This window comes from Leptospira biflexa serovar Patoc strain 'Patoc 1 (Paris)' (genome assembly GCF_000017685.1).
GTDB classification, from domain to species: Bacteria; Spirochaetota; Leptospiria; order Leptospirales; family Leptospiraceae; genus Leptospira_A; species Leptospira_A biflexa.
Window position 1 is genome coordinate 1,408,919 of the sequence record NC_010602.1, and the last position, 24,892, is coordinate 1,433,810.

21 protein-coding genes and 1 tRNA gene are annotated in these 24,892 nt (G+C 42.0%); 17 read left to right on the plus strand and 5 right to left on the minus strand.

Annotated elements, in window-relative coordinates:
- Positions 1 to 9: 9 nt before the first annotated feature.
- Complete coding sequence (locus tag LEPBI_RS06640; RefSeq protein WP_012388345.1) at positions 10 to 786, plus strand: hypothetical protein; 777 nt, start codon at positions 10 to 12, stop codon at positions 784 to 786.
- A gap of 4 nt (positions 787 to 790) precedes the next feature.
- Here the strand turns inward: LEPBI_RS06640 and LEPBI_RS06645 are convergent.
- Together LEPBI_RS06645 and LEPBI_RS06650 are read right to left on the minus strand one after the other, a co-directional pair.
- Positions 791 to 877: transfer RNA gene (locus LEPBI_RS06645), tRNA-Leu, on the minus strand.
- A 4-nt stretch (positions 878 to 881) separates the two neighbouring features.
- Positions 882 to 1,286 carry a PaaI family thioesterase gene (locus tag LEPBI_RS06650; protein WP_002973585.1) on the minus strand — a complete coding sequence of 135 codons (405 nt, stop codon included), beginning with the start codon at positions 1,284 to 1,286 and terminating at the stop codon, positions 882 to 884.
- Between the two features lie 162 nt (positions 1,287 to 1,448).
- On the opposite strand from LEPBI_RS06650, the gene LEPBI_RS06655 reads away from it, so the two are divergent.
- The 4 genes from LEPBI_RS06655 to sufB all read left to right on the plus strand — a co-directional run bounded on the left by LEPBI_RS06655 (position 1,449) and on the right by sufB (position 7,757).
- The gene (locus LEPBI_RS06655; RefSeq protein WP_012388346.1) at positions 1,449 to 3,944 is read left to right on the plus strand and encodes a hypothetical protein; all 2,496 of its coding nucleotides are present in this window, start codon (positions 1,449 to 1,451) and stop codon (positions 3,942 to 3,944) included.
- 244 nt (positions 3,945 to 4,188) lie between these two features.
- Positions 4,189 to 5,697 carry an ATP-binding cassette domain-containing protein gene (locus LEPBI_RS06660; RefSeq protein WP_012388347.1) on the plus strand — a complete coding sequence of 503 codons (1,509 nt, stop codon included), beginning with the start codon at positions 4,189 to 4,191 and terminating at the stop codon, positions 5,695 to 5,697.
- Between the two features lie 35 nt (positions 5,698 to 5,732).
- Complete coding sequence (locus LEPBI_RS06665) at positions 5,733 to 6,326, plus strand: peroxiredoxin (RefSeq protein ID WP_012388348.1); 594 nt, start codon at positions 5,733 to 5,735, stop codon at positions 6,324 to 6,326.
- Positions 6,327 to 6,362: 36 nt separating this feature from the next.
- The gene (gene sufB, locus LEPBI_RS06670) at positions 6,363 to 7,757 is read left to right on the plus strand and encodes a Fe-S cluster assembly protein SufB (protein ID WP_012388349.1); all 1,395 of its coding nucleotides are present in this window, start codon (positions 6,363 to 6,365) and stop codon (positions 7,755 to 7,757) included.
- 17 nt (positions 7,758 to 7,774) lie between these two features.
- Here sufB and LEPBI_RS06675 read toward each other — a convergent pair whose 3' ends face one another.
- A complete protein-coding gene (locus LEPBI_RS06675; RefSeq protein WP_012476234.1) occupies positions 7,775 to 8,077 on the minus strand; it encodes a transmembrane 220 family protein in 303 nt (100 codons plus the stop codon).
- Between the two features lie 70 nt (positions 8,078 to 8,147).
- Here LEPBI_RS06675 and LEPBI_RS06680 point away from each other — a divergent pair, with 70 nt between their 5' ends.
- Entirely contained in the window at positions 8,148 to 9,398 is a 1,251-nt protein-coding gene (locus tag LEPBI_RS06680) for a PQQ-dependent sugar dehydrogenase (protein WP_012476235.1), read from the plus strand.
- A gap of 68 nt (positions 9,399 to 9,466) precedes the next feature.
- Entirely contained in the window at positions 9,467 to 11,461 is a 1,995-nt protein-coding gene (locus LEPBI_RS06685) for an LTA synthase family protein (protein WP_012388352.1), read from the plus strand.
- 92 nt (positions 11,462 to 11,553) lie between these two features.
- On the opposite strand, the gene LEPBI_RS06690 is transcribed toward LEPBI_RS06685, so the two are convergent.
- Positions 11,554 to 12,765, minus strand: a complete 1,212-nt coding sequence (locus tag LEPBI_RS06690; protein WP_012388353.1) for a sterol desaturase family protein — start codon at positions 12,763 to 12,765, stop codon at positions 11,554 to 11,556.
- A gap of 213 nt (positions 12,766 to 12,978) precedes the next feature.
- Here LEPBI_RS06690 and rlmN point away from each other — a divergent pair, with 213 nt between their 5' ends.
- From rlmN to LEPBI_RS06740, 10 genes are all read left to right on the plus strand, one after another.
- On the plus strand, positions 12,979 to 14,040 hold the full coding sequence (gene rlmN / locus LEPBI_RS06695; protein WP_012388354.1) for a 23S rRNA (adenine(2503)-C(2))-methyltransferase RlmN: 1,062 nt from the start codon (positions 12,979 to 12,981) through the stop codon (positions 14,038 to 14,040).
- Entirely contained in the window at positions 14,024 to 14,311 is a 288-nt protein-coding gene (locus LEPBI_RS06700; protein WP_012476236.1) for a Cys-rich protein, read from the plus strand. The genes rlmN and LEPBI_RS06700 overlap by 17 nt, the downstream gene beginning before the upstream one ends.
- Positions 14,308 to 16,014, plus strand: coding sequence for an ArnT family glycosyltransferase (locus tag LEPBI_RS06705; protein WP_012388356.1), 1,707 nt, complete (start codon positions 14,308 to 14,310; stop codon positions 16,012 to 16,014). Before LEPBI_RS06700 ends, LEPBI_RS06705 begins: the two co-directional genes overlap by 4 nt.
- A 334-nt stretch (positions 16,015 to 16,348) precedes the next feature.
- Entirely contained in the window at positions 16,349 to 16,861 is a 513-nt protein-coding gene (locus tag LEPBI_RS06710) for a cytochrome c3 family protein (protein WP_012388357.1), read from the plus strand.
- Between the two features lie 24 nt (positions 16,862 to 16,885).
- Positions 16,886 to 20,011: a TAT-variant-translocated molybdopterin oxidoreductase gene (locus LEPBI_RS06715; RefSeq protein ID WP_041769987.1), complete on the plus strand. Its 3,126-nt coding sequence runs from the start codon at positions 16,886 to 16,888 to the stop codon at positions 20,009 to 20,011.
- A 19-nt stretch (positions 20,012 to 20,030) separates the two neighbouring features.
- Positions 20,031 to 21,404, plus strand: a complete 1,374-nt coding sequence (gene nrfD / locus LEPBI_RS06720) for an NrfD/PsrC family molybdoenzyme membrane anchor subunit (RefSeq protein WP_012388359.1) — start codon at positions 20,031 to 20,033, stop codon at positions 21,402 to 21,404.
- A gap of 1 nt (position 21,405) precedes the next feature.
- On the plus strand, positions 21,406 to 21,972 hold the full coding sequence (locus tag LEPBI_RS06725) for a DUF3341 domain-containing protein (RefSeq protein WP_012388360.1): 567 nt from the start codon (positions 21,406 to 21,408) through the stop codon (positions 21,970 to 21,972).
- Entirely contained in the window at positions 21,969 to 22,556 is a 588-nt protein-coding gene (locus LEPBI_RS06730) for a c-type cytochrome (RefSeq protein ID WP_012388361.1), read from the plus strand. The genes LEPBI_RS06725 and LEPBI_RS06730 overlap by 4 nt, the downstream gene beginning before the upstream one ends.
- Positions 22,557 to 22,564: 8 nt before the next feature.
- Positions 22,565 to 23,815 (plus strand): hypothetical protein, encoded by a 1,251-nt coding sequence (locus LEPBI_RS06735; protein WP_012388362.1) that lies wholly within the window; start codon positions 22,565 to 22,567, stop codon positions 23,813 to 23,815.
- 10 nt (positions 23,816 to 23,825) lie between these two features.
- On the plus strand, positions 23,826 to 24,341 hold the full coding sequence (locus tag LEPBI_RS06740; protein WP_012388363.1) for an Lsa16 family lipoprotein adhesin: 516 nt from the start codon (positions 23,826 to 23,828) through the stop codon (positions 24,339 to 24,341).
- Positions 24,342 to 24,468: 127 nt separating this feature from the next.
- Here the strand turns inward: LEPBI_RS06740 and LEPBI_RS06745 are convergent, their stop codons facing one another.
- On the minus strand, positions 24,469 to 24,879 hold the full coding sequence (locus tag LEPBI_RS06745; protein ID WP_226992899.1) for a hypothetical protein: 411 nt from the start codon (positions 24,877 to 24,879) through the stop codon (positions 24,469 to 24,471).
- Between the last annotated feature and the right edge of the window lie 13 nt (positions 24,880 to 24,892).

Below are 24,892 nucleotides of genomic sequence, written 5' to 3' on the forward strand. Positions count from 1 at the left end.
AAACTTTCCATGAAACCAAAAAAAGAATCCTCAAAAGTATTACACCATCCTTTATTCCCTGCCTTTATCAGTTTGTACCAAAAGTCACTCGTCTTTCGTTATTCAAAAGAAAACTTAAAACAATACCCTGAGTTTCTTTCCATTCCTGAAGAGAAGATTCAAGAATTACTTCATTTTTTTTTGGAGTATCTATACCCAACCTATGAAAAAAGAATCAAACTAGACGCCGCCTTTGATGCGTTATCTGGTTTTGTAAACCACCCCACAAAAATATGGGGGATCCTTGGTAATTTGGCCATGTCCATTTTTCGGTTTGGAAAACATTTTCCTATGGCTTTGAAAGCAGGACTTTCTGCCCTCCATTCCTATGTCACAGCACATAGTTTTGAAGAGGAACTGGTTTTGTCATTGGATAAACAAACGGATCCTAAAGCATTTTTGGATGCAGCGGATGCGATGGAAAAATTGCTTTCGACCGTAGAACAAACGAAAGCCGATGCTTTCCGAAAGGATGTCGGAGCATTGTTTGGAATTTTTTTGGATCGAGAACTCGTTCGTAAGATCATTCTCATCATGGAAGATATTCTTGTGAAGATGGAATCGAAGTCTTCAGTGTATACAGTCGATGATAAAAATGGAATTTCTTTGGGGATCTCGATTTTAAAAGAGGGAAGGAAAATTTTTGATTTGATGACAAAGGAAGAAATGTCCCTCGTCTTACAAGCCATTGATAAAATTGAAGAAGGGTTTTATCAAAAAGCTTGCGAGAGGTTTCGAACTAAATGACTTTTGGTACCGATGGCCGGAATCGAACCGGCATGATGTTACCATCGGTGGATTTTGAATCCACTGCGTCTACCAATTCCACCACATCGGCATAATCAGTCTTCAGCTTCGATATATTTACCTTTTCCGCGGGCCACTATTTTGCCGATCTCATTTTCAATTTCAGCACGGTTTTCGATGATTTTTTTGTTCTTTTTCACAAACCATCCGCGTAAGTGGAGGGGTTCATTCACCTTTGCAGGTTGTAGGAAACGAATGGTCAGTTCCCCAGTTGTGGTTTCGAAATTCATCGCTTCGTTGATCTTGACCATGATCTCATCTAGGATAGTAGAAATAATCCCTGGGTGGATTTGGTCTGGCAAACCCTGGTATTTTTCGGGGCAGGTGTAATCACCGAAGGCCGTTTTTGTGTCTTCGTCAAATGTGATTTTTAACTGCAACCCGTCTGCATTGTCCGGTGAGGAGGCAAAGCTGAGATTTTTTTTCGCAACGGATTTCATGCCACCATGGAACGCAAGAATTTCTCTTGTGTCAAGCAGAAAAAGAACTTGCAGTCAGTTTGGCTTGAAAAGCCTCGTAAAATACTTGGAAATGCAATATAATTTGCGAATTTCTTAAGTTATGGTCCTCTAAACCTCGAAAATAAAGAGTAGAACCCTTCTATGTTAACCACCCTTATGATGTTACTCGGTCTTTCTGGAACCGGTGCTGATCTTGAAGAGATTAGCCGCCGTGAAGGGAGTGGTGGGCCATCATCGGATTTAAGTCCTAGGCAAAAACGTAGACTCAAACAAAGACAAGGTGATGAAGAGCCGAAAGCTCCCACAAAAAAAACTGGTGGAGGCCGAGGTTCAAGTGATCCAAGTCCCAAAAAAGGAAGAGGAGAAGAACTTGGTTTCCAAACAGAGCCAAAGACATCCAAACCAAAGGCAAAATCATTATCTGATAAACTTTCAGAACTTCCCGATTTGTTGGAAGAAAACGACGAAGAAGAGTTAGGTGATTCTGAACCGAAAAAAAGCCCACGTAGGAAACGGGAAAAAGAAAAACCACCCAAGTCGTTAAGTGAGCTTCCGTTAGGTGATTTTGGGGAAGAAGACCCATCCCAAGAAAGTGCATCCGAAAGGCCAAGAAGGGAAAGCCCAGAGATCAGCTTTTCAGCAGATGACATCATCTCAAAAAATTCGAAGTATTCGTTTCATAGAAGGCCACTTCTCAATGCGGAAGCACTTGTGGAAGCAGAACAAGTGGAAGAGGCTATTGAGATATTTGAACGTACGGGAAATCGTATCCCCGATCCCGCGATCAAAGAAAAAATCAAAAAGAACATCCAGGATTTAGAAGAATTTTTAGAAGACAATCCTCCCCAAAGTCCAGGTGATCCTTCCAAAGAAACAAAACCCCAAGGAAAGGATCAAAAACCCAAACCAAAACCACCTGGGAATTTGGAAAAATCAGATAAAGATTTAAGTGATTTGGTGCATGCACTAAAAGAAGTTTCTGAATTGTTTGCCGAATCCATTGCGCGTGCCATTCAATTTGCCCAAAACTCGCCACCACCTAACTTTCCGAATGCACAGAAAGATCCACAATTTTCCCCACCACAGAATTTAGCTGAGTTTCCGCCACCTCCGTTGCCTGGAAGGGAAACTCCGCAAAGCGGAGGACCTCAAATCAACCAAACTGTGGAAGGTGGGAACCAATTAGTTCACCCGATTGTATATCAGTTTTTACAATCAAGTCCCCCCTCACCAAGTTTAAATCCATCACTCACACAAAACCAAGACCAACTTTTACAATCATTGAACGAAGGTTTGACGCAAGGAGGATTGACACCTTCTGCCCCAGGGTATCCTTTGGCACCGAGTGGTTCGGGAATTGTAGGTCCATTTTTTGTTCCACCTGAAAGTAAACAAAGAACAGAAGAAGAAAGGAAACCATTCGACATACAAGAGTTAGCGGAGCGGATTTCAAAAAAAGATGTCTCCGAACTAGATTTACCAGAAGATACATTTTTTTCCAACGATTGGAAGCAGTTCAAAGACCTTCCCCTCGTGGACAGAAGGTCTGGAGAGGAACGGAGGAAAAGTCCTGACCGAAGAAACAATTTAGTTGGAAGGAAAGATAGACGGTCTGGTGACGATCGAAGGAAACGGGACCGGTTCAAAGAACGTGAAGAGTTCTTAAAAAACCAAGCCCTCCAAAAATTAGAAAAAAAAGCAAAGGAATTGGAAGCAAAAGGGGAAGAGGCATCCTTAAACGATTTACTCAAACCCTATTTTCCTGAACAACCTAACTTAAAATTACCAGAATCCTGGGACTTGGAACCCATCGGACTTCCCGATCCAAGTGACCTCCGTCGTGATGAAAAGGAACCTCTCCTCCATCCTGATGAAAGGAAACCTTCCGAAGAAGAACCAAATTGGTTCCAAGAGGCAACTGATTCTTTACGTAAGGAATTAGAACTCCCCGATCCAGTGGATCCACAAACCGATGAACTCATTTCTTCGAAAGTAGAACTCCCGGAAGCAGTTGATCCTAACAAACATAAGTCGGAAACAATCATTGAAACCGATATGCCAATCCAAGTCGAGCTGACAAATAGACCACTTGTCGCTGATGACATTAAAATTGGACTTCCAGATGCGGATGAAGTATTTCGGGATCGGAAATCAAAGGAAGGGGCGGGGGAAACAGAAGGTCCTTCCTTTGATGATGTCGACGGCCCCGATATCGAAATTGTGGATGGGGATTTGGGAGAGATTGCAGAAGAAGAATCTCCCATGCCACTCGATGAGATGGCAGAAAAAGCCACAGAAGATGAACCAGAAAAAATCATCCATGGGGTTTTGGAATTAAAACCTCCTGAAGCGGATGATGCACCCTTTCTCACTCTTACCTATGATTTTGGAAAAATCCCACATGCCTTCCGTTTGTCGAAGAACTATTCCATTATGGAATATTCCTATTATAAATACAAACCGATGCTCATGAAGGCACAAGAGTTTGCTCGTCGGAAGATGTTAAAGAATGCTCTCAATTATTACCGAGTCATCAAATCACAAAATATCCCACCAGAACTTCGTAAGATGATCAACCGTAACATCCGTGACATCACCGAGTTCATGGAAAAATTCCTAATGGCGAAGGGAAACTGATTCATATACAGGAAACGATAACATTCGTTTGGACGGACTAAGACGCTTTACAAAATCAACTTATCCTTGACAACAGTTGTATTGATTTCAGTCTAACAGGGAAGGTCGAGGGCACTCCGATGAGAATGACAAATCCTAACTAGGTAAGCAAAAAAAAACAAACCAACATTTCCACTTCTCCTGAATCAAATTAGGACAAGACTTGCTTACCGTTTTCAATTGGAAACTTTTAGGAGCATGTTTTATGTCCAAAACCCTTCGCATTCATAACGGAACCTTTCGTTACGAAACCCACTCTTCACCCATCTTTGAAAACTTGAATGTCCACTTTTCATCGGGTTGGACCGGACTTATTGGCAAAAATGGAAGTGGTAAGTCAACTCTTGCCAAAATCATTTCACGTGAACTTACGTTAGACGAAGGATCGATCATCGGTTCGCACCATGTATTGTATCTTTCTCAAGGAACTGAAATGGAGTTAGAAGAGTTGAGAGAGTTTTTCTACGATGATTCCAAAGAGACTGGATTTTGGAAAAGCCTATTGCAAATCAAAATCCAACAAGCCGAGGATTATGAAACTCTAAGTTTTGGTGAAAAACGAAAACTTCTCCTTTCTCAAATTCTATCAAAAAAACCAGAGGTTCTCATCCTTGATGAACCAACGAACCATTTGGATTTGAAAAGCCAAATGATCCTGCGTGAAGCCATGCGGGCATATAATGGGATTGGGATTTTGATTAGCCACGACAGGTCATTGTTAGATGAGGTGACTTCGTCGTGTATCTTTCTTGAAAAAAACTTTTTGGAGCAAAGGCCCGGAAATTATTCGGAAGGCAAACGCGAAAGAGACAAAGAGGCAAAGGCCAGGATCCACCAATGGCAAACCGCCAAAGTAGAACGGAAAAAATTGGAGAAGGAATGGAAACGGAGAAGGGAAGAAGCAAACCTTTCCCACAACAAAAGGTCCAAAAAAGGATTGGATCTCCATGACCATGATGGGAGGGCTAAAAAAGATTTAGTTCGAGTTTCTGGTAAAGATGGACAGGCAGGCCGATTAAAAAACCAAATCGAACGTAGGACAGAGATAAGCGCCGAAAGGGAAAAACAAATTTGGGAAACTTTGCCAGAAAAAGAAACGATTGGCATCGAGTGGCAGAATCTTCAAACAAAACGGAACCATTTGTTTTTGTATGAAGGTGAAAGGTTAGTCCTTCCTTTTCTCTCTTTGGAATTAGAGTTCCATTTATCGATTCGATCCCAATCGAGGATTGCAGTCACAGGTGCGAATGGTTCGGGTAAATCGAGTTTGTTAAGGCATCTTATCGAAGATTTTAAGGAAAGAAAAATTGCAACCGTTTACCTCCCTCAAGAATTTTCAAAACAGGAACTTACGGTTTTACTCCAAACCTTTCAATCCTCAAATGATTCGAAACAGGCAGACATACTTTCCATTGTCCATCGATTGGGAGGTGATCCCAAACGATTTTTGGAATCGGAGGCTTTGAGCCCAGGTGAAGGAAAAAAACTTTTCCTGGCACTCCATCTCGATACGTATCCAGAGGTGCTTGTCTTAGACGAACCAACCAACCATTTGGATTTAAAATCGATTGAAGCATTGGAAACATCCTTACAAGAATGGAAGGGGACACTCATCCTTGTGAGCCATGACCAGAGGTTTCTCCAAACCTTGGCAAGTGAGGAGTGGGATTTGGAAAACTTCCGGCTCAGACAAAAACATCTAGACAGAATCTAAGCATTGTACTTAGAATAATTCTAAGGAGTGACATTATGCCACAAGTGACATCACATGCCCCTGATTTTAAAGCAACCGCAGTGATCGGGGACAGTTTCAAAGAAATCAAATTATCTGATTACAAGGGAAAATGGGTGGTACTCTTTTTCTATCCACTTGATTTTACATTTGTATGTCCAACAGAGATCATTGAATACGATGCAAAACTAGAAGATTTTAAAAAGATCGGAGCTGAAGTTTTGGGTGTATCTGTTGATAGCGAATTTTCACACTTAGCTTGGAAAAAAACGCCTAAAAAAGAAGGTGGTATTGGAGAGATCAAATACCCACTCATCGCAGACAAAACAAAAGAAATTGCAAAGTCTTTTGGTGTTCTCATTGAGTCAGGTCCTGATGCAGGAGTTGCTTTACGCGGAACTTTCATCATCGACCCACAAGGTATCATCCGCCAAGCAACTGTTAACGACCTTCCAGTAGGACGTAACATTGAAGAAGCACTCAGACTCATCAAGGCTTTCCAATTCGTGGAAAAACATGGTGAAGTTTGTCCTGCAAACTGGGATGAAGGGAAAAAAACGATGAAAGCAGATCCTACAGGGTCCAAAGCTTACTTCGCTTCTGTAAATTAATTTCAATTTCTCTATCAGTAGAGAATGGGAGAAACAATGGAATCTACAACAAACACGGACAAGACGAATGTTCAATTTTACCAAGCGGACAATTTTCCAAAAGGTTTGACGCGTAAGGTTGTAGAGTCCATCTCCCATATCAAAAATGAACCTAGTTGGCTCGCTGAATTCCGTCTCAAAGCATTTGAGGTGTATGAACAAAAGCCAATGCCAACCTGGGGTTTTATCCCGCAGTTTCATATCAATATTGATGACTATGTCCATTATGTTGGATCCAACCAAAAGAAAAAAAAATCTTGGGATGAAGTAGATCCTGAAATCCTTCGTAGTTTTGAAAAACTAGGAATCCCCGAACACGAAAGAAAGTATTTGGCTGGGATCGAAACCATGAACGATTCCGAAACAATTTATGCCAATGTCAAAAAGGAACTCACTGATTTAGGAATCATTTTCTGTGATATCGACACTGCCATCCGCGAATACCCGGAACTTGTCCGTGAGTATTTGGGAACAGTTGTCACGATTGGTGATAATAAATTCTCTGCTCTCAATTCATGTGTTTTCAGTGGAGGCTCTTTTGCCTACATCCCGAAAGGGATAAAGACTCCTATGCCACTCCAAGCCTATTTTAAAGTAACTGCTGCTAGTTCCGGACAATATGAACGTACGCTTCTCATCGCCGATGAAGGGGCACACTTGGAATACAGCGAAGGTTGTACCTCTGTCCAAGACAAAGGCACTAATTTCCACACAGCCGTTGTGGAACTTGTCGCCAAAAAGAATTCGAAAATTTTTTATACCACCATCCAAAACTGGAAAAAGAATATGTATAATTGGACCGTCAAACGCGGTATCTGCGAAGAAGCGGCCCACATCACTTGGACGGATTGTAATATTGGTGCCAATACCATCAAATACCCTGGGATCATTCTACAAGGGGACCACTCGACTGGGGATGTATTGTCCCTTGCCTTTGCGGGCAGTGGACAGGTGCAAGATACAGGAGCGCGGATCATCCACGTTGGTAAAAACACACGTTCTAATATCTTAGCAAAAGGTGTAGCACTTGATGGTGGGATCAATTCCTACCGAGGCCTAGTCAAGTTTGAACCTTCCAGCAAAGGATCTTATAGCCATATCAAATGTGATGGTCTGATGATGGACAACCGTTCCCAGTCACACGCCTATCCGTATAACGATGTATCAGGCGAAGAGGGAACTCTCAATTACGAAGCCACTGTTTCCAAAATTGACGATGACCAATTGTTTTACTTACAATCACGGGGTATGTCGGAAGACGATGCGAAACTACTCATCATCAATGGATTCTGTGAAGGTGTCACCAAACATCTCGATGTGGAGTATTCTGTGGAGATGACAAAACTCATTCGTATGATCTTAGAAGACGGAAAAGTCATCGCCGAAACGTAAAATCAAATTTTTGGTTTTTATTTTTTAAACACGAATACCCAAACAGCGCCTGCGGCGATGAGAAGTCCCAATGACTCTCGCACTTCTTCCACCTCCATTCCAAAATAGGGAGCCTCTGTAGCATAGTAGACCGATAAAACTAGATACAGGGGGATGATTCCATACCCAATCCATTTCGGTAATCTTCGAAACATTCGAATACCAGCAAAGATCCCTACAATCGCATAAATCGGAAACCATACATAGGGATCGGGATCGTTCAGTTGTAAATAGGCGAATAAAAAGAAAATGGGAACACAGAGAAGAGAAAAAAGTTTCATCACAGTTTCCAAAGTTTTTTGATTGCGGATACAAATCCAAGCGAATTATCCTATGACAAGTAACAGTTGTATGAAAAACCAAATCATAATCATTCTATCCCTTCTTTCCGTTTCCCTTTCCTCCCTTGCCTGTGATGATTTGGGTCGAAAGATCTTAAAAACATTCAGCAAAAAATATGAAACCGATGGAAAGGTTTTGGGTGGCAAACCGATTTTTATTGGACCCGATGCCCAAAGAAAACAACTTTCAATTTCACTACAGGAAGTCGTCAAAGTAAAGGAACCAACCGACATCCAATTCCCACCAGGGGACAGTCCCTTTTTATTCGTTTTGGAAAAAGCAGGGGATCTCATTTTATTTGATCGCGATAAAAAAAACAAACGAGTGTTAAAGTCTTTTCAAGTGATCACTGATAGCGAAGAAGGTCTTCTTGGTTTTACCTTCCATCCAAAGTATCCCAAAGAACCAAAGGTATACACTCATACTGTGATCAGTTCAGCAAACCGTGATATGACGGTGATTGCAGAATGGGAAGTGGAAAATCCAAATTCCTTTGAAACGATGGCTTTAAAAAACGAACGAGTCTTACTTGAGGTGGAACAACCATACCCGAATCACAATGGGGGGCAAATCACATTTGGTCCCGATGGACATCTGTACATTGGTCTTGGGGATGGTGGCTGGCGGGCTGATCCAAAAAATAACGGACAAAATCCGAACACCTTACTTGGCTCCATCCTACGAATCTCGCCCGTTCCCGATCCGATTGGAAAAAAACCTTATTCCATTCCGAAAGACAATCCTTTTATCGGAAAACAAGGTTTCCTTCCTGAAATCTTTGCTTACGGGATTCGGAATCCATGGAAGATGAGTTTTTCGCCTGACGGACGTTTGATTGCCGCAGATGTGGGACAAGATGCCTATGAAGAAGTGGATATCATCCTTTCAGGGAAAAATTACGGATGGAACCAAACAGAAGGGTTCCATTGTTTTACGGATGGATGTAATCCTTCTCTTTACCAATCTCCGTTCTATGAATACGGAAGGGAAGAAGGGCAATCCATCACAGGTGGGTATGTGTATTTTGGAACTTCCATCCCTGAGTTAAAAGGCAAATATGTGTTTGGTGATTTTATCCAAGGGAAAATTTGGGCTGTTGGCATTCCAAAACCTGGTGAAAATACCAAAATGACGGAAACAATCGCTCTTGGAAAATGGAATATCCTCATCCCAACATTTGGCCAAGACAGCGAAGGAGAAATCTTTGTTGCCGACTACCAAACAGGAACCATATACAAAATTGTGAAACAGATTCCGTAATCCCAAGATGACCCTTGAAACAAGTATCGCTTAATTCAATTTAGTAGAGACCAAAGAAACCGTTTGATATGAAAAAATTCTTTTCCCATATTCCATTTTATATTCGATTCCATCTCCTGCTTGCAGGGCTTGGAATTGTATTTTTAACCATTTACCGCATCGCTTTTTTTCTTATGTATTCCTACCGAATGAATGATAAATCGGTTTGGATCATTTTAAAGGCATTTTTAAAAGGAGCTAGATTTGATATCTCCGTTTTATGCGTGTTACTTGGGTTTAGTCTTTTGTATTCCACATTGCATTTTTTGAATCGCAATCGGATTTACAGAGCGGTTTGGCGGACACTTCCTGTTGTATTCATCATCCTTCTCCTTTTTTTACTCATTGCTGATTTGATTTATTATGAGAATGGAAACAAACACTTAGGATACGAAGCGTTTGCCTACCTTGGGTTTGAAATGTTGCCCCTTGTTGGTTCAGCCTTTTCGCAAAATCCATTTTTGTTTTTACTTGGGATCGTTGTCATTGGGGGCATTGGGTTTGGCATTTATAAGATCCAATCTAAGTTTCCGTATTCCCATGTGAATTTGCATTACAAATGGGCCGGGCTTCAATTTTTACTGGTCTTAAGCTTACTCATTCTTGGTATCAGGGGAGGGATCCAAACAAGCCCACTTCGAACAAGTGATGCCATCATCACAAAGGAGACCATTACCAATGATTTGGTTTTGAATCCTGGTTTTACTGTCATCACCGATCTCAAAATGACAAAGGTGGATGACCGCCATTATATGAAATTATCGGATGCCACATCATTTGTGCGAAAAGAAGTGGCATATCCCGGTGCCGAATTTGTGAGTGAGGAATACCCGCTACTTCGTAAAACTACTGTCAGTTCCAAAAAACAACTCCCTCATATCGTTGTGGTTGTGCTTGAGGGTTGGACAGGGAAGTTCATTGATATCATTGGGACTGGAAAAGTGGAAGGGAAGGTTGTCACCCCTTACTTCAACCAACTCATCCGCCAAGGAATGTTCTTTAAACATTTTTTTGCGAGTGGGGGTCGAACCACGAATGGTCTTATGGCGCTTATGGGTGGGATCCCTGACAGACCTGGTCTGACTGCCGTTCGTACGCCCCAAATCCTCAACCGGTTTTCGGGGCTTGGGAATATTGCAAAAACCATCGGTTATGAAACCCTTTTTGTCACAGGGACGGATTTGAGTTTTAATAACAAAGGGAGTATCATGTACCACTGGGGGTTTGATACCCTTGTCGGCAAACAAGACCTAGAAAAAAATCCAGACTATAAAACTGGACCTTGGAGTTACTTAGACGAATCGTCGCTTGACGCCATGCACAAACGTCTGTTAAACGTGAGTCCAGAAAAACCAATCGTCTCTGTGATCCATACAGGGACAACTCACTACCCATACAAAGTTCCAGATGAAAAATACCGTTTGTTTGGAAAGGACACACAAGATAGTGAATACCTAAATGTTTTACATTACGCAGACTTTGCCCTATATGAATATTTGGAAAAGGCAAAAAAGGCACCTTACTTTAAGGATACGATTTTCTTTTTTGTCTCCGACCATAGCCACCATAGGTTTCTCAATTATTATGAAGATCGAAATGTACCACTACTCATTTATGCCCCAGGGAAAATCAAACCAGAGATCCGGGAAGATTTTACGTCCCAACTTGATCTCATTCCGACCATCCTTGGGTTTATGGAAAGGGAAATGTATTTCAGCGTCATGGGCCGTGACCTAAGGAAGGTCAAAGGTTCTTCTGCGTATTTTGCGTATGGAAATATTTTTGGTTGGATCGAAGATGATTTTTTGTATTACCAATCGGTCACAGGTGGGCAAGGGGAAACCAAAACCATCAAGGAACCATTTGTGGACCTTGGACTCTGTTACCAAAACTTAAATTTATGCAAAAATCATGCAGAGAAAACAAAAGCGTATTTGAACTTAGGAGACGAACTTCTGAAGTCGAACAAATTGTTCCCTTCAGAGTCCGTCCTAAAAGAAATAAAATCTAATACCAAGTATTAGAAATATTACTCAAATCAAAAAAAGTTTTTCGTTTGAGGATGATCCAAACTAAGGATACAAACGAAAGGCCAATGAGTGGGATGGCAAAAATTTCAATATTGGGGGATATTGGAATAAACAAGTGCCAGAACAAAAGCAACTATAAAGAGCATATTCCGCACCACTTCTGTCCGGCGTGACCAACGTTTCATTTCCATTGTTCGATCAATGGAAAACAAACTAAAAATGATCACTAAGGATAAGATCCCAAGGCTTGTCATATCTTGTTCTAAATTGATTTTGGCAACTTTCCAAATCACAAGTCCCACTGCCATAAGGACAGCCGCTTGCAGTGCCACATAGACCATCACACCCATAGGAGGTTTTGGATCATACTTTTCCGTGTAAGCTGGTTCTTTGAAGGCATCCTCAGGCGTTTGTAAGTAGGTTGGTTTCCAACCGGGAGGTCCAAAAATAGTTTTGAAAATATCTCCCATCGACTTACATTTGAAGATTTGAAAGAACATATCCTTAAACACGTGTAAGTTGACTGTGATGGGATTAAATGAGTTCACTGGTTTTGTCAAACCATAGATTGGTTCATCTGTTTCCCACTCAAAGGATCCAAACAAACGGTCCCAAATGATAAAGATCCCACCGTGGTTACGATCGAGATACTTCCTTTGGGTTCCGTGGTGGACTCTATGGTTAGAAGGAGTCACCATAAATTCTTCCAAAAATCCAAGTTTGCCAATGAAACGGGTGTGGACCACAAATTGGTATACTTTTAAGATCCGGTGGCTCAATAAAAACATCGCCCATGGGATTCCAAGGAGTGCCATCGCAAGGAAGTACGTATATTCAAAAATCCTTTGTAAGCCGTTCCCACGAAACGCCACCGATAGGTTCATTTCTTGAGTGGAATGGTGGGTGACATGGGTTGCCCAAAACAAATTGATTTCATGGCAATGCCTGTGAAACCAGTAGTAGATAAAATCAGCAAATACCACAGAGAAAGTCCAAGCACCAAGGGCCTGCCAATTCACAACAAAACTAGGTGAAAATTGGAAGGGACTTATCAGAGGGAAAAAATGATAACCAAGTGCAGACAAAGAGTAATTCTTTTCGACGATATCATAAACATAAAGGGCACCAAGTAAGATGACCACTCCCACAAGTGCAAAGATGACACCTGTGCTAACATCAGCTATGAGAACATTCAAACGGTAAAATTGTTTGCCCTTCATATAAGAAACAAAAATTTCAATACCGATCAGTGCGACCATGACGATAAAGGCGTATTCCATAAAGGCATCGCTATTCATGCGTGTATTTTCCTCACTAGAGACTAGGCTTTTGAATCACGTCCACTAAGTCAATGTCCATTTCTTTCCAATAAACTACATAGATTGTGACGTTTCTATGAATTTAAACTTGTTCCAGCGGGCTTTTTGGGGTAAGACTTTTAGAAAGAATGTAATTTCTTGTCCCGTAAGGTGGCAAAGAAAAGATTGGCTAATGGTGAAAGGACCTACACAATGAAAGAGGAAATACCTGTTCTCAAAGGGAAAACCAAAAAAGAACTAGAAGAGATATGTGTTTCCTTGGGTCTTGAAAAATACCGAGCGGCACAAATTTACACGGGAATTTATAAGAGTCGTTATACGACAATTGATCAGTTTACTACCCTCTCCAAAGAGGTTCGGGAAAAGTTAAAAGAGCACACCCAATACCCTGAAATTGAAATCGGCCGCGATTTGGTTTCCAAAGAAGATGGCACTCGTAAATTTACCTTTTATGTGGGTGAAAACAAAGAGATCGAAGCGGTTTGGATTCCCTCAGGGGATGGGGGCCGAAAAACCATTTGTATTTCCTCTCAAATTGGATGTACCCTCAATTGTAAATTTTGTGCCACAGGCCTTTTGGAATACAAAGGCAATTTACAAACCTGGCAAATCCTCGACCAAGTTTTGCAAGTAGAGCGTCTTGTGGGAGACCGAGCGACAAACATTGTATTTATGGGAATGGGTGAGCCCATGCACAATTATTTTTCAGTGATGAAAGCAGCCCACATTTTACGTGACAAGGATGCCTTTGGACTCGGTGCCCTTCGGATTACGATTTCCACAGCTGGAGTGACAACAGGGATCAATCGTTTCATTGAAAATAAAGAACCTTTTAATTTTGCCATCTCTCTGAACCACCCAAACCCGAACGCACGTTCTTCTGTCATGGACGTAAACGACAAACATCCATTAGAAAAACTCATTGATTCTGCCAAACGATTCACAAAGGAACTCGATCGTGCCATCACTTTTGAATATGTGATGATTCCCGATGTGAACATGGGCCGGGACAATGCAGAACGGCTCGCAAAAATTGCAAGGTCTGTGAACAAATGTAAGATCAATGTGATCCCCCTCAATACAGATTTTACGGGATGGCGTAGACCCACTGATGATGAGGTCAAAGATTTTGTCATGCATCTCAAAGCAAAAACAACAGCTCCCATTCTCAATCGCCGAAGTCCTGGTCGGGACATCAATGGCGCTTGTGGAATGTTAGCTCTCAAAGGAATTCGTAGTGAAACGACAAAGTAAGTGGATTTTGATTTTGTGTTTGGCTCTTAATGTTTCCAACTGCCAAGACATCGTGGAACAAAAATGCCAAATGGCATGTGAAAAATTTGTTTCTTGTACAGAAGAGGAACTCAAACTCACACTCTCTCCTGATGTGAAACGAACAGGGCGAATCCAATGTATGGATGGATGTACCACACATAATAGTGATATATTACAATGTTTTGACCAAGAACCAAACTCTTGCAAGGGGTTTGGACAATGCCTTGTCCAAATTGGTACATTTGAATGAAAGAATCTCTCTCCGCATCGGAACGTATTTTTTATCGAATTTTACTCCTAATGGCGTCTTTGCCAATCCTTTTCACATTGCCACTTGATGTGATTGACATTGACAGTGCCCAATATGCAGGCATTAGCCGAGAACTTGTCCTTTCGAATGATTTTTTTACTCTCATCGACAATGGACGTCGCTATTTAGATAAACCCATCCTAACATTTTGGACGATAGCCACATCTTTTTTCTTTTTTGGAATCAATAACATTGCCTTTCGAATTCCAGCCATTTTCCTAAGTTTGCTTTCTGTTTATTCCATCTACCGCATCACGATTTTGACAGGTGGAAAAGAAAGACAAGGATACCTTGCGTCACTTGCGTATTTACTGGCACCAGGTGTGTATGCCATGATTGTCGATCCCAAAATCGATGTATATCTTACCGCCTATTTGGTGTTTACCTATCATTTTTACTATTTGGGTAGAAAACAAAATCCAAATTATTTTTATCTGATGTATCTCATGATGTCGATGGGCTTTATCACAAAGGGTCCCATTTCTGTTGTGATCCCTGCCATTTCCATTGGAGGAGACATCTTATTTCGCAGAGATTGGAAGTTGCTTTTTTCCATGAAAGTTCCGACAGGGATTTTTGTTTTAATTTCGTTACCGGCACTTTGGTGTTACTTCTTATACCAAAACTTCAATTCCTATGGTCCCGTTTTCTTTTTGTGGATCCAGTCTTTCGGTCGTTTTTACCGAGAAATGTATGATATCAAGTTTGATCCTTTTTATTTTTATAAATCCTTTTCTTGGGCATTCTTTAGCGGGCTTGTGCCCATGGTCATCTATCTTGTTTTCCATTCCTACCAATACACCAAATCACTTGGATGGAAAGAGATCCTAAGAAAGATTCGTGCCAATGAATACAAAGAAGTGGATTATGTGATTCCCTTTTGGGTCTTTCTCTTTTTGTTTCTCATATCTTTTTCCCGATACCCACTGCCTCAGTATACCTATTGGGTACTTCCTGCGGCTGCTCTCTACTTTGGAAAGATCATGGAAGAGAGTCTGTTTCAGTCCAATGTCGCAAGACTCAGGCCATCCTTTCTCATCGCTGGTCTCGTGTATCTAGTTGGGTATTTTTTAATCCCCGTGTTTGTATCGGATGTTGGGATCTTGTACTATGTTTTCGGTGCGATTGGGATTGTTTTCATTTTGCTTTCGGCACAACTCATCCCTCTTGAAATTCTCATCACACTTGTGGGTGCGACTCTGTTTTTCTCTGCGATCAGTTTGCAGTTTTATCCTCTCCTTACAAGTTACCAACCTTCGAAAGAATTTGGAGCAAAAATAAAGGAATTAGAACCAGAAGAACCTGTCGTTTATACATTTTGGATGTCCAATTCCAAACGATCCTATGGGTTTTATGCGGAACGAAATTTTCGTAATATCTATGATCGAGAGAAATTGGATAAACTTTGGTCCGAAAAACCGGAACGACTGATGATTTTACCATCTGAAAAATTGGACCAATTGCGAGAGATGGTAGGATCTAGTTACGAAATCATCCCAGTTTTAGAGAAAGATGCCTTCAAAGTGGCCACACCTACCATCACTTTCCTCAAGAAAGAGACAAGAAACCTTGTCACAAAGAAAATTTCTTTGGTTTGGGTGAAAAAAATGCAGGGGAAATCTTCTAAAAACTCGAAAGTATAACTAGGCTAAATTGTGTAAGTCTGGTTTTTAGGGCCCTTCGATGTCAAAGTCAGGGCCTTTTTTTTGCACAGGCCTTAGGATCGATCCGAATTCCTTCCCTCCCTTCATTGGATTCCCATCCTATCCACCCAATTGTATCTCTTTTTTAACATTTGTTTGGTGGCATTTTTTGGTTTTATTGAGACTAAGTTTCAACTAAGAAAGTTCTGAAAAAAAATTCGATTATGTCTCTTTTAATGTTTTTTCGCATCCAAAACCCTTACATACTTGCTTTTTTTCGGATTTTACCTTTCCTTGTCAGAAGACAGTGTAAACGGATTCAGGAAATCTGCGAATGAATATAAAAATACTCAAGATCTCTGTGCCCATCGTTGCAGTTGCAGCGCTTGCATATTTGATTTTTTCACCTAGCCGTTATGTGGGCTATTCACCCGACCAGCCCATCCCCTTCAACCACAAGATACATGCGGGCGATAATAAAATCGACTGTAAGTATTGCCATACAGGCGTTGAAAACTCGGCCCATGCCACAGTTCCCCCAAGTTCCACTTGTATGAACTGCCATGGAGCAGGTAACGTAGCGGGAAACCAAGAACATGTTAAGTGGCTCAAAGCTCAATACGAAAGCAACACTCCAGTTTCCTGGGTGAAGGTCCATGACCAACCAGACTTCGTATACTTCAACCACTCACGACACGTGCAACGCGGCGTTGATTGTTCCACATGTCATGGCAACATGGCAGAGATGGTAAAGGTTAAACAGTCCAAGTCCCTCAATATGGGATTTTGTGTCGATTGCCATAGAGAGAACAATGCTCCTAACGATTGTTCTACGTGCCACAGATAATCGGGAGACAAGTAATAATTTATGATGAAAGACGATAGTTTCCAAAAAGAAAAAAAGTCGCTTTGGCAGTCTTATGAACTTCGCGGTACTTCTCGCGAAAAAGAACTCCAAAAACAAGAGTTCTACAAATCACCAGATCCTTTGATTGCAAAAATCAAAAAAGGTGACTTTGATAGAAAAACATTCCTAAAGTTTATGGGTGCATCCGTTGTGATGACGACGGTTGGTTGTATCCAAAAACCAGCTGAAAAAATTGTTCCTTATGTGAACCTCACCATTAAAAATCCAGACAATAACGAAGTAGAACAATACGACTTCGTAAAACATGGACACTCTTATCACTATGCTTCGGTTTGTGGTGGATGTTCAGTTGGTTGTGGGATACTCGTAAAAGCAAAAGATGGCCGTCCTTTGAAACTCGAAGGAAATCCAAACCATCCAATTTCAGAAGGTGCATTATGTGCTTCTGGACAAGCTTCTATTTTTGATCTTTATGATGCAGACCGTGCCAAAGAACCACAACAAATTGTGAATGGTGTCGCTAAGTCCAGTGACTGGTTTGTTTTAGATAAAGACGTAAAAGAAAAATTACAAGCAAACAAAGGAAAGACGGTCATTGTCACAAAACCTCTTTCTTCTCCTGCAACTAAAGAATTTGTTTCTGAATTTTTACGATCTGTTGGTGGTGGAAAACACTTAGAAGTGGCTTTTGCTTCTTCTGATGATGCGATCACCATTGCACAAGAAAAATCATACGGAAAGGCAGTTCTTCCAAACTACCACTTTGATAAAGCAAAAGTGATCCTTTCCATCGATAGTGACTTCTTAAACCAAGTCAACTATCACAACGATTTTTCAAAACGAAGAGACTTACAAAGAAATTCTAAGTCGATGAATGTTTTCATCGCAGCAGAATCTCACCCGTCCATGGCAGGTTCGAATGCTGACCAAAGAGTTCCCATCAAACCTGGTGACCAAAGAAAGTTTGCCCTCTTAATTGCAAAGGCACTCTCTGATTTGGGAGTAGGCGGCGCCACTGGTGTCTCCGGAATCAACGTTGATACGACTGCTTCTGAACTTGGTATTTCCAAAGAAGTTGTGGTTCGCACAGCGAAGGCTCTCGCTTCTGCTAAGGGTGAATCCCTTGTGGTTTCTGGTGGATCGAACACACTCACTGAAGATGCAGTGGATTTGCAAATCGCAGTCAATATGTTAAACAGCATGCTTGGTAACGATGGAAAAACCATCGATGCGGGAAATCCTTTGAAAGAAGGAAAATCCAACTACGCTGAAAACTTAAAATCTCTCGCAAAAGACTTAAAGGAAAGAAAGGCCGGAGTGGTCATTCTTTTTGGTGTGAACCCTGTGTATGAAGCACCGAACGGTGATGAGTGGAAAAAACTCCTTCATGAAGCAGCGCAAGTGGTACAAGTTTCTGACCGTGCGGATGAAACAGCCCTTGCTTCCAACTGGCTTGCTCCTGTATCACACTTCCTTGAGTCTTGGGGTGATAACGAATCCGTGGCAGGAATTGTATCGGTTCAACAACCAACCATCCGACCTCTTTTCCAATCCAAAGCATTTGAAGATATGCTCATTGGTTGGGCTGGTGGAAAGTTACTTGGTTCCGAGTCTCTCTACGAATACCTCAAAACAAAATACTCGAAAAAAACCAATTGGGAAGACTTACTTCGCAAAGGTGTCCTTGTTTCCGGAAATCCAAAAGCTGACAAAGCAGGGCGCTCTTTCCGAGGAACCATCGCACCTCTCGCACCTTCCAAATCTGGTTTAACAGTTTCCCTATACGAAAGCACAGCTCTCGGAACAGGAGAAAGAGCCAACAACTCCCAACTCCAAGAACTTCCAGATCCAGTTTCTAAAGTCACTTGGGACAATTATGTGGCGATCAGCCCACAATACTCACGTTCGTCGGGAATCAAACTAAACGACGTGGTGACTGTGACGGTAAACGGAAAGTCATTTGAACTTCCAGCCCTTGTCCAACCAGGACTTCACCCGGAAGCGGTGGGAATTGCTCTTGGTTACGGAAGGACTAATGTGGGTGAGATCGGTAATGGTGTGGGTAAAAATGCAAGCCTCCTTGCAGCGGAAGTCAACGGAACAACGGTTTACTCTGGTTTATCCATCACTCTTTCCCCTACAGGAAAAAAATACAAACTCGCTACCACGCAAGACCATCATATGATGAGCCCTGGTGTGATGATGGGTGTGGAATGGAAAGAAAGACCTCTTATCATTTCCGCAAAACTACAAGACTATTCTAAGAATCCAAGTGCAGGGATCCCTGAGCCTGAGATTCCTAAAATCTTAATCGATGGAAAATTACAAAGAGCACAAGGGGCAAACGCTCCTTCCGACCAACCAGGAAGCCAATTCGCTTACCCTGGATACAAATGGGGGATGGCAGTCGACCTAACTTCTTGTTCTGGTTGTGGTGCTTGTGTCGTTGCATGTAATATTGAAAACAACGTGCCAATGGTAGGACGTGACGAAGTGAGAATGGGTCGTGAGATGCATTGGCTTCGTATCGACCGTTACTACATTGGTGATCCTGAAAAACCAGAATCACTCGAAATCGCACACCAACCACTCATGTGCCAACATTGTGATAACGCTCCTTGTGAGACAGTTTGTCCAGTGGCAGCCACCGTTCACAGTTCGGAAGGAACCAATGATATGGTTTACAACCGTTGTGTGGGAACTCGTTACTGCTCGAACAACTGCCCTTACAAAGTGCGTCGTTTTAACTGGTTAGAACATTGGAATGAACATAGTTTGCTTGGGGATGCAATGCCAACGTTTAAGGCACGCCCTCCAAGAAACCTTGGCCTAAACCCAGATGTCACCGTTCGTTCTCGTGGGGTCATGGAAAAATGTAACTTCTGTGCTTCTCGTGTTGCTGAGAAAAAAATCGCAGCGAAAAACGAAGGGCGCACTCTGAAAGATGGGGAAGTGAAAGCCGCTTGTGAACAAACTTGTGCCTCCGGTGCCATTGTGTTCGGTAACGTAAACGATCCTGAATCAAAAGTAGCGAAGCTCTTGAAAGACCCTAGGTCTTACAAACTTCTGGAATACCTAAACATCGGACCTGCCGTCAGTTATTTGACCCGAGTTCGAAACGAAGTTTAACAGGGAGAACACAAAGGGAATGTCATTAACACAAGCAGTTAGAGATAAATTAGATATCCCCGACCTGGTCACAGGCGGGAAATCGCTAAAAGATGTAACCGTTGATATCGCAAAACCAAACGAAGATTTCCCTACCAAACTTTGGTGGAATACCTTCCTATTGGTTTTGACAATCACCCTGATCGACGTAGCCATTATCGGTTATTTGTTTTACGAAGGCCTTTACTTACTTGGGATCAACAACCCAGTGGGTTGGGGGTTTTTCGTCGTCAACTTCGTATTTTGGATTGGTATCGGTCACGCAGGGACATTGATCTCTGCGGTATTATACCTTTTTCGCCAAGGATGGAGAACAGGGATCAACCGTGCCGCGGAAGCGATGACCATCTTTGCCGTACTCGTTGCGGTATCAAACCTCATCCTCCACGTAGGTCGTCCATGGCTTGGATTTTGGCTTTTCCCATATCCAAACGAAAGGGGACCACTTTGGGTGAACTTCCGTTCCCCACTGATTTGGGACACATTTGCGGTATCTACCTACCTTTCCATTTCCATGGTGTTCTGGTATTTGGGTCTTATCCCTGACCTTGCGACCCTTCGGGATCGTGCAACGGAAACTTGGAGAAAGAACTTATACAACGTCCTAGCCTTTGGTTGGGTTGGTTCGGCAAGAGCTTGGTCTCATTTGGAAATCGTTTCCATGATTTTGGCCGCTCTTTCCACACCACTTGTACTTTCGGTTCACACCATCGTATCCTTCGACTTCGCGGTTTCCATCCTTCCAGGTTGGCACACGACCATCTTCCCTCCATACTTCGTTGCCGGTGCGATTTTCTCCGGATTTGCGATGGTGGTAACCCTTATGGTCATTGCTCGTGAAGTGTTCAACTTAAAGAACTACATCACAATGAAACACTTGGACAACATGAATAAAATCATGATGGTGACAGGTCTTATTGTGGGTCTTGCTTACGGAACAGAATTTTTCATCGCTTGGTATTCTGGGAACGAATACGAAGTGTTCGCATTCTGGAATAGAGCATTTGGTCCTTATGGTTGGGCTTACTTTATCATGATTTCTTGTAACGTATTGTCACCACAGGTGTTCTGGTTCCGCAAACTCCGTTACAACATCCCCGTGATGTTTGTTGCTTCCCTTGTGGTGAACGTGGGTATGTGGTTTGAACGATTTGTGATCATGATGACACTAAACCGTGACTTTTTACCATCCAGTTGGGCTATGTATACGCCATCTCTTTTCGACTACGCGATGTTAATCGGAACGTTTGGTATCTTCTTCACTCTCTTCCTTCTCTGGTGCCGAATCATGCCAGTGATTGCGATTGCAGAAGTAAAAACAGTGATGCCACAAAAAGAAGGAGCACACCACTAGTATGTATCTTCCAAAATTAGAACAGTTTCATAAATACAAAGAAATGGACGAAGGTGTGCTCGGAATATTCGACACTCCTGAAGCCATCATGCATGCGGCAGAAAAAACAAAGGAAAAGGAATACACTGGTTTTGATTGTATCCTTCCTTACCCAGTGCACGGGATTGACGAAGCCATGGGAACTCCTAGATCAGGACTCCCTTGGGTCACTTTCTTTGCGGGGATTTTTGGATGCACCATTGGAATTTCATTCCAATACTTAACGCATGCACATGACTGGCCTCTCAATATCTCGGGAAAAGCTCTCAATGCATGGTTTGCCTATGTGCCAATCATCTTTGAATTAACCGTTTTTGCTGCTGGGATTTACACAGTAGCAGCTTTATGTTTTTTAAGCGGGATTCCCAAAGCAACTCGTCGGATCCTACATCCGGATTTGACGTCTCATAAATTCGGTCTTTGGATTCCAAAGTCTGCTAAAGGGTATAACGAATCCGATGTGGTTTCGTTTGTGAAAAGCCTTGGTGGATCCGAAGTAACCGTTGTGAAACCGGAGAACCAAAAATGAAACAAAACATCTTTCGTGTTTTCGCACTCGTGGCATTAGTTTTTCTCGCAAATTGCGATTATAAAACTCCTGTTTATGAATACTTTCCGAATATGTATGACTCTCCTGCAAGAGAGTCCCAAGAGGATGATTCCTTTGCATCGAATGGATCGGCATCTCGCATTCCACCAAAGGGTGCCATCCCAGTGGGATACTTTCCATACCCTTATGCGGCAGAAGCAACTCCGGACACACTTCCTGGTGCCGATAAAGGATTAAAAAATCCGATTGGTAAGGCAAGTTTAGGGGATCTCATGATCGGAGAAAAACGTTACCAAACCTACTGCACACCATGCCATGGTGTCCAAGGTTTAGGAAACGGATCAGTTGTGGGACCGGCTCCAAAGTTCCAACAACCACCTCCATCAGTTGTTTCTGAAAGAATACGTAGTTGGTCCGATGGACAAATCTACCACATCATCACGATGGGTCGGGGTCTTATGGGAAGTTATGCTTACCAAATCGAACCAGAAGACAGATGGAAGCTCATCGCTTACATCCGCAAACTTCAAGAATATGAAGTGAAAAATAAAAAGGCGAACTAGGGGAAATTATGAGCTCTACAAAAGCAGCGAAACTAGACGAAACATTATTGCAGTTCAAACTGCCAGTGTCCGTTCGTAATGCACTCATTGCCATGATCGGAGTGGGAGTGGTGAGTTTTCTCATCGCCTTTTTTGGATTTGGTCATGAGACGTCTCGCCATATGGACGAGGCAGGTCATTTCCACCATACGAATTTAGGATACCATATCTTACTCATTGGCGCATACTTCGTGATTGGACTTGCCATCACAGGGATTTTCTTTACAGCAATCCAACACCTAACTGGTTCTCAGTGGTCTGTGACAGTTCGTAGGATTTTTGAAACCTACGGATTATTTGCACCCATTGCTGGACTTCTCCTTGTGGGAGTGATCTTTGGAATGCATGACCTCTATGAGTGGGCAGATGCGACTGTTCGTGAAAACGACCACCTCATCCACCACAAATCAGGTTACTTAAATCCAACATCCTTTATCATTCGCTGTGTGCTTTTCATTGGAGTTTGGTCTGTCTTTGCTTACATCTTCCACGGGAAGTCAGTTGGCCAAGACAAAGACAAAGTTGTGGATACCACAAAGACCCTTGCTAAGATTTCCGGAGGATTCATCCTTTTCTTCGCAGTGTCCTGGTGCCTTATGTCCTTTGACCTTCTCATGTCACTTTCTCCGCATTGGTTCTCCACTATGTTTGGAGTGTATGCCTTTGCCGGTGCCTTCCAAACATCCCTTGCTTCTTACTTAATCGTCATTGCGATTCTAAAGAAAAATGGATACTTGGGTGAAGCAGTGAATGAAAACCACTACCACGACATCGCCAAGTTTTTACTAGGGATGACAACGTTTTGGGCCTACGTGGGTTTCTCACAATTCATGCTCATTTGGTATGCAAACATCCCTGAGGAAACATTTTTCTATGAAATGCGTATGACAGGCGGTTGGGGTTATACAACTCTCCTCCTTCCTTTCGTGAAGTTTGTGATTCCGTTCTTACTTTTACTGAATCGTCCTAACAAACGAGACATCGACTTCCTTTGGAAATTGTCGGTATGGATCTTAGCAGTTCAGTTCTTTGAACTTTTCTGGTTGGTCTTCCCAGCAAACTTTGAAAAATTCTCAATCCTTCACTTTGTTTTAGCTTTCGGCGGCACTGTAGGAGTGGTTGGTCTTTTTGGTTTCTTTGTCTTCAAAAAGTTCGAAAAACATAGTTTAGTTCCGGTTGGTGACCCTCGTTTGAACGAGTGCCTTCACCACCACCAATAGGAGAATTGTTTTGAAACTGAAATTAGTATTACTTGTGATCATAGGAATGAGCGTTACCGCTTGTTCCAAAAACGCAGAAGTGACTTGGCATAAAAATTGTGATGCCAAAACCAACAAAGCAAGTTTGGATTTTACTGTACCATTGTATTCAGAACCAGATTCGAATTCGAAGGTGGTAGAATTTGTTCCAGTTGGAACTGTGGTAAAGGTATTCGATGCTCGTAACCACAACGTTTGGGCACCTAAGTATTTTATCAAAATCCAAACGGCGAAAAACGAAGGTTATATGAGCCCTAAGTGTTTTGTGGTTGGTCAAGATCCGGCAAATAGCGTTTGGAGATATTCCAAAGGACTCGTAACCGATTCAAAACCGTTTTATGATCCAGCTGACAAAGCCCATTACCCAAGAGGAACAGAGTATTCTAACCTAAAAGACCTTCCCAAAGAAAAAATCCCTCTTTCGGAACTCACAAAAGGTTTGGAAGAAGAGATATACGTGAACAAAAACATGTTAAAACAAAATTAAGATGTTTATGTAAAAAAGTGTAAGAGTGTAAGAGGAATTTTCTCTTACACTTCACTAAAAAGACCCAAGGGAAACCAAGGGTCTTTTTTTTTGGAGAATTGTCGTTTGTTGGATACTTTTCGGTTCCTTAAGCTTTTAGACTCTCTTCTGATTTTGTAAGAATGAATCCCTCATAGGCAACGATTGCCAAAATTACTATTTTTTCCCATATAAAATAAACGGCACCCAGTGGCTGTAATACAATCCAATTCTGGAAAAGAAAGTACATAGAGAAACCACAGTAGGTTAGGTTACCTAGGATCACTCCGAAAAGGAACCATTTCCAATGTTTTGGTTTTTGCATAAAACAAGTATTGGAATAAAAGAACATAATGCCTGCCAAGATCCCGAGTTTTTGTAATACTTCAAGGGGCATGCCAAAATAGGGTTGGAAAGGGACAATGACAGCAAATAACACCAGTAAGGATAGAGAAGCTCCCAATGCATCCAGTAAAAATATAGTATAAGGTTGGGATTGTTTCAAAAGTTTTAGTAACATCAACTGATTCCTT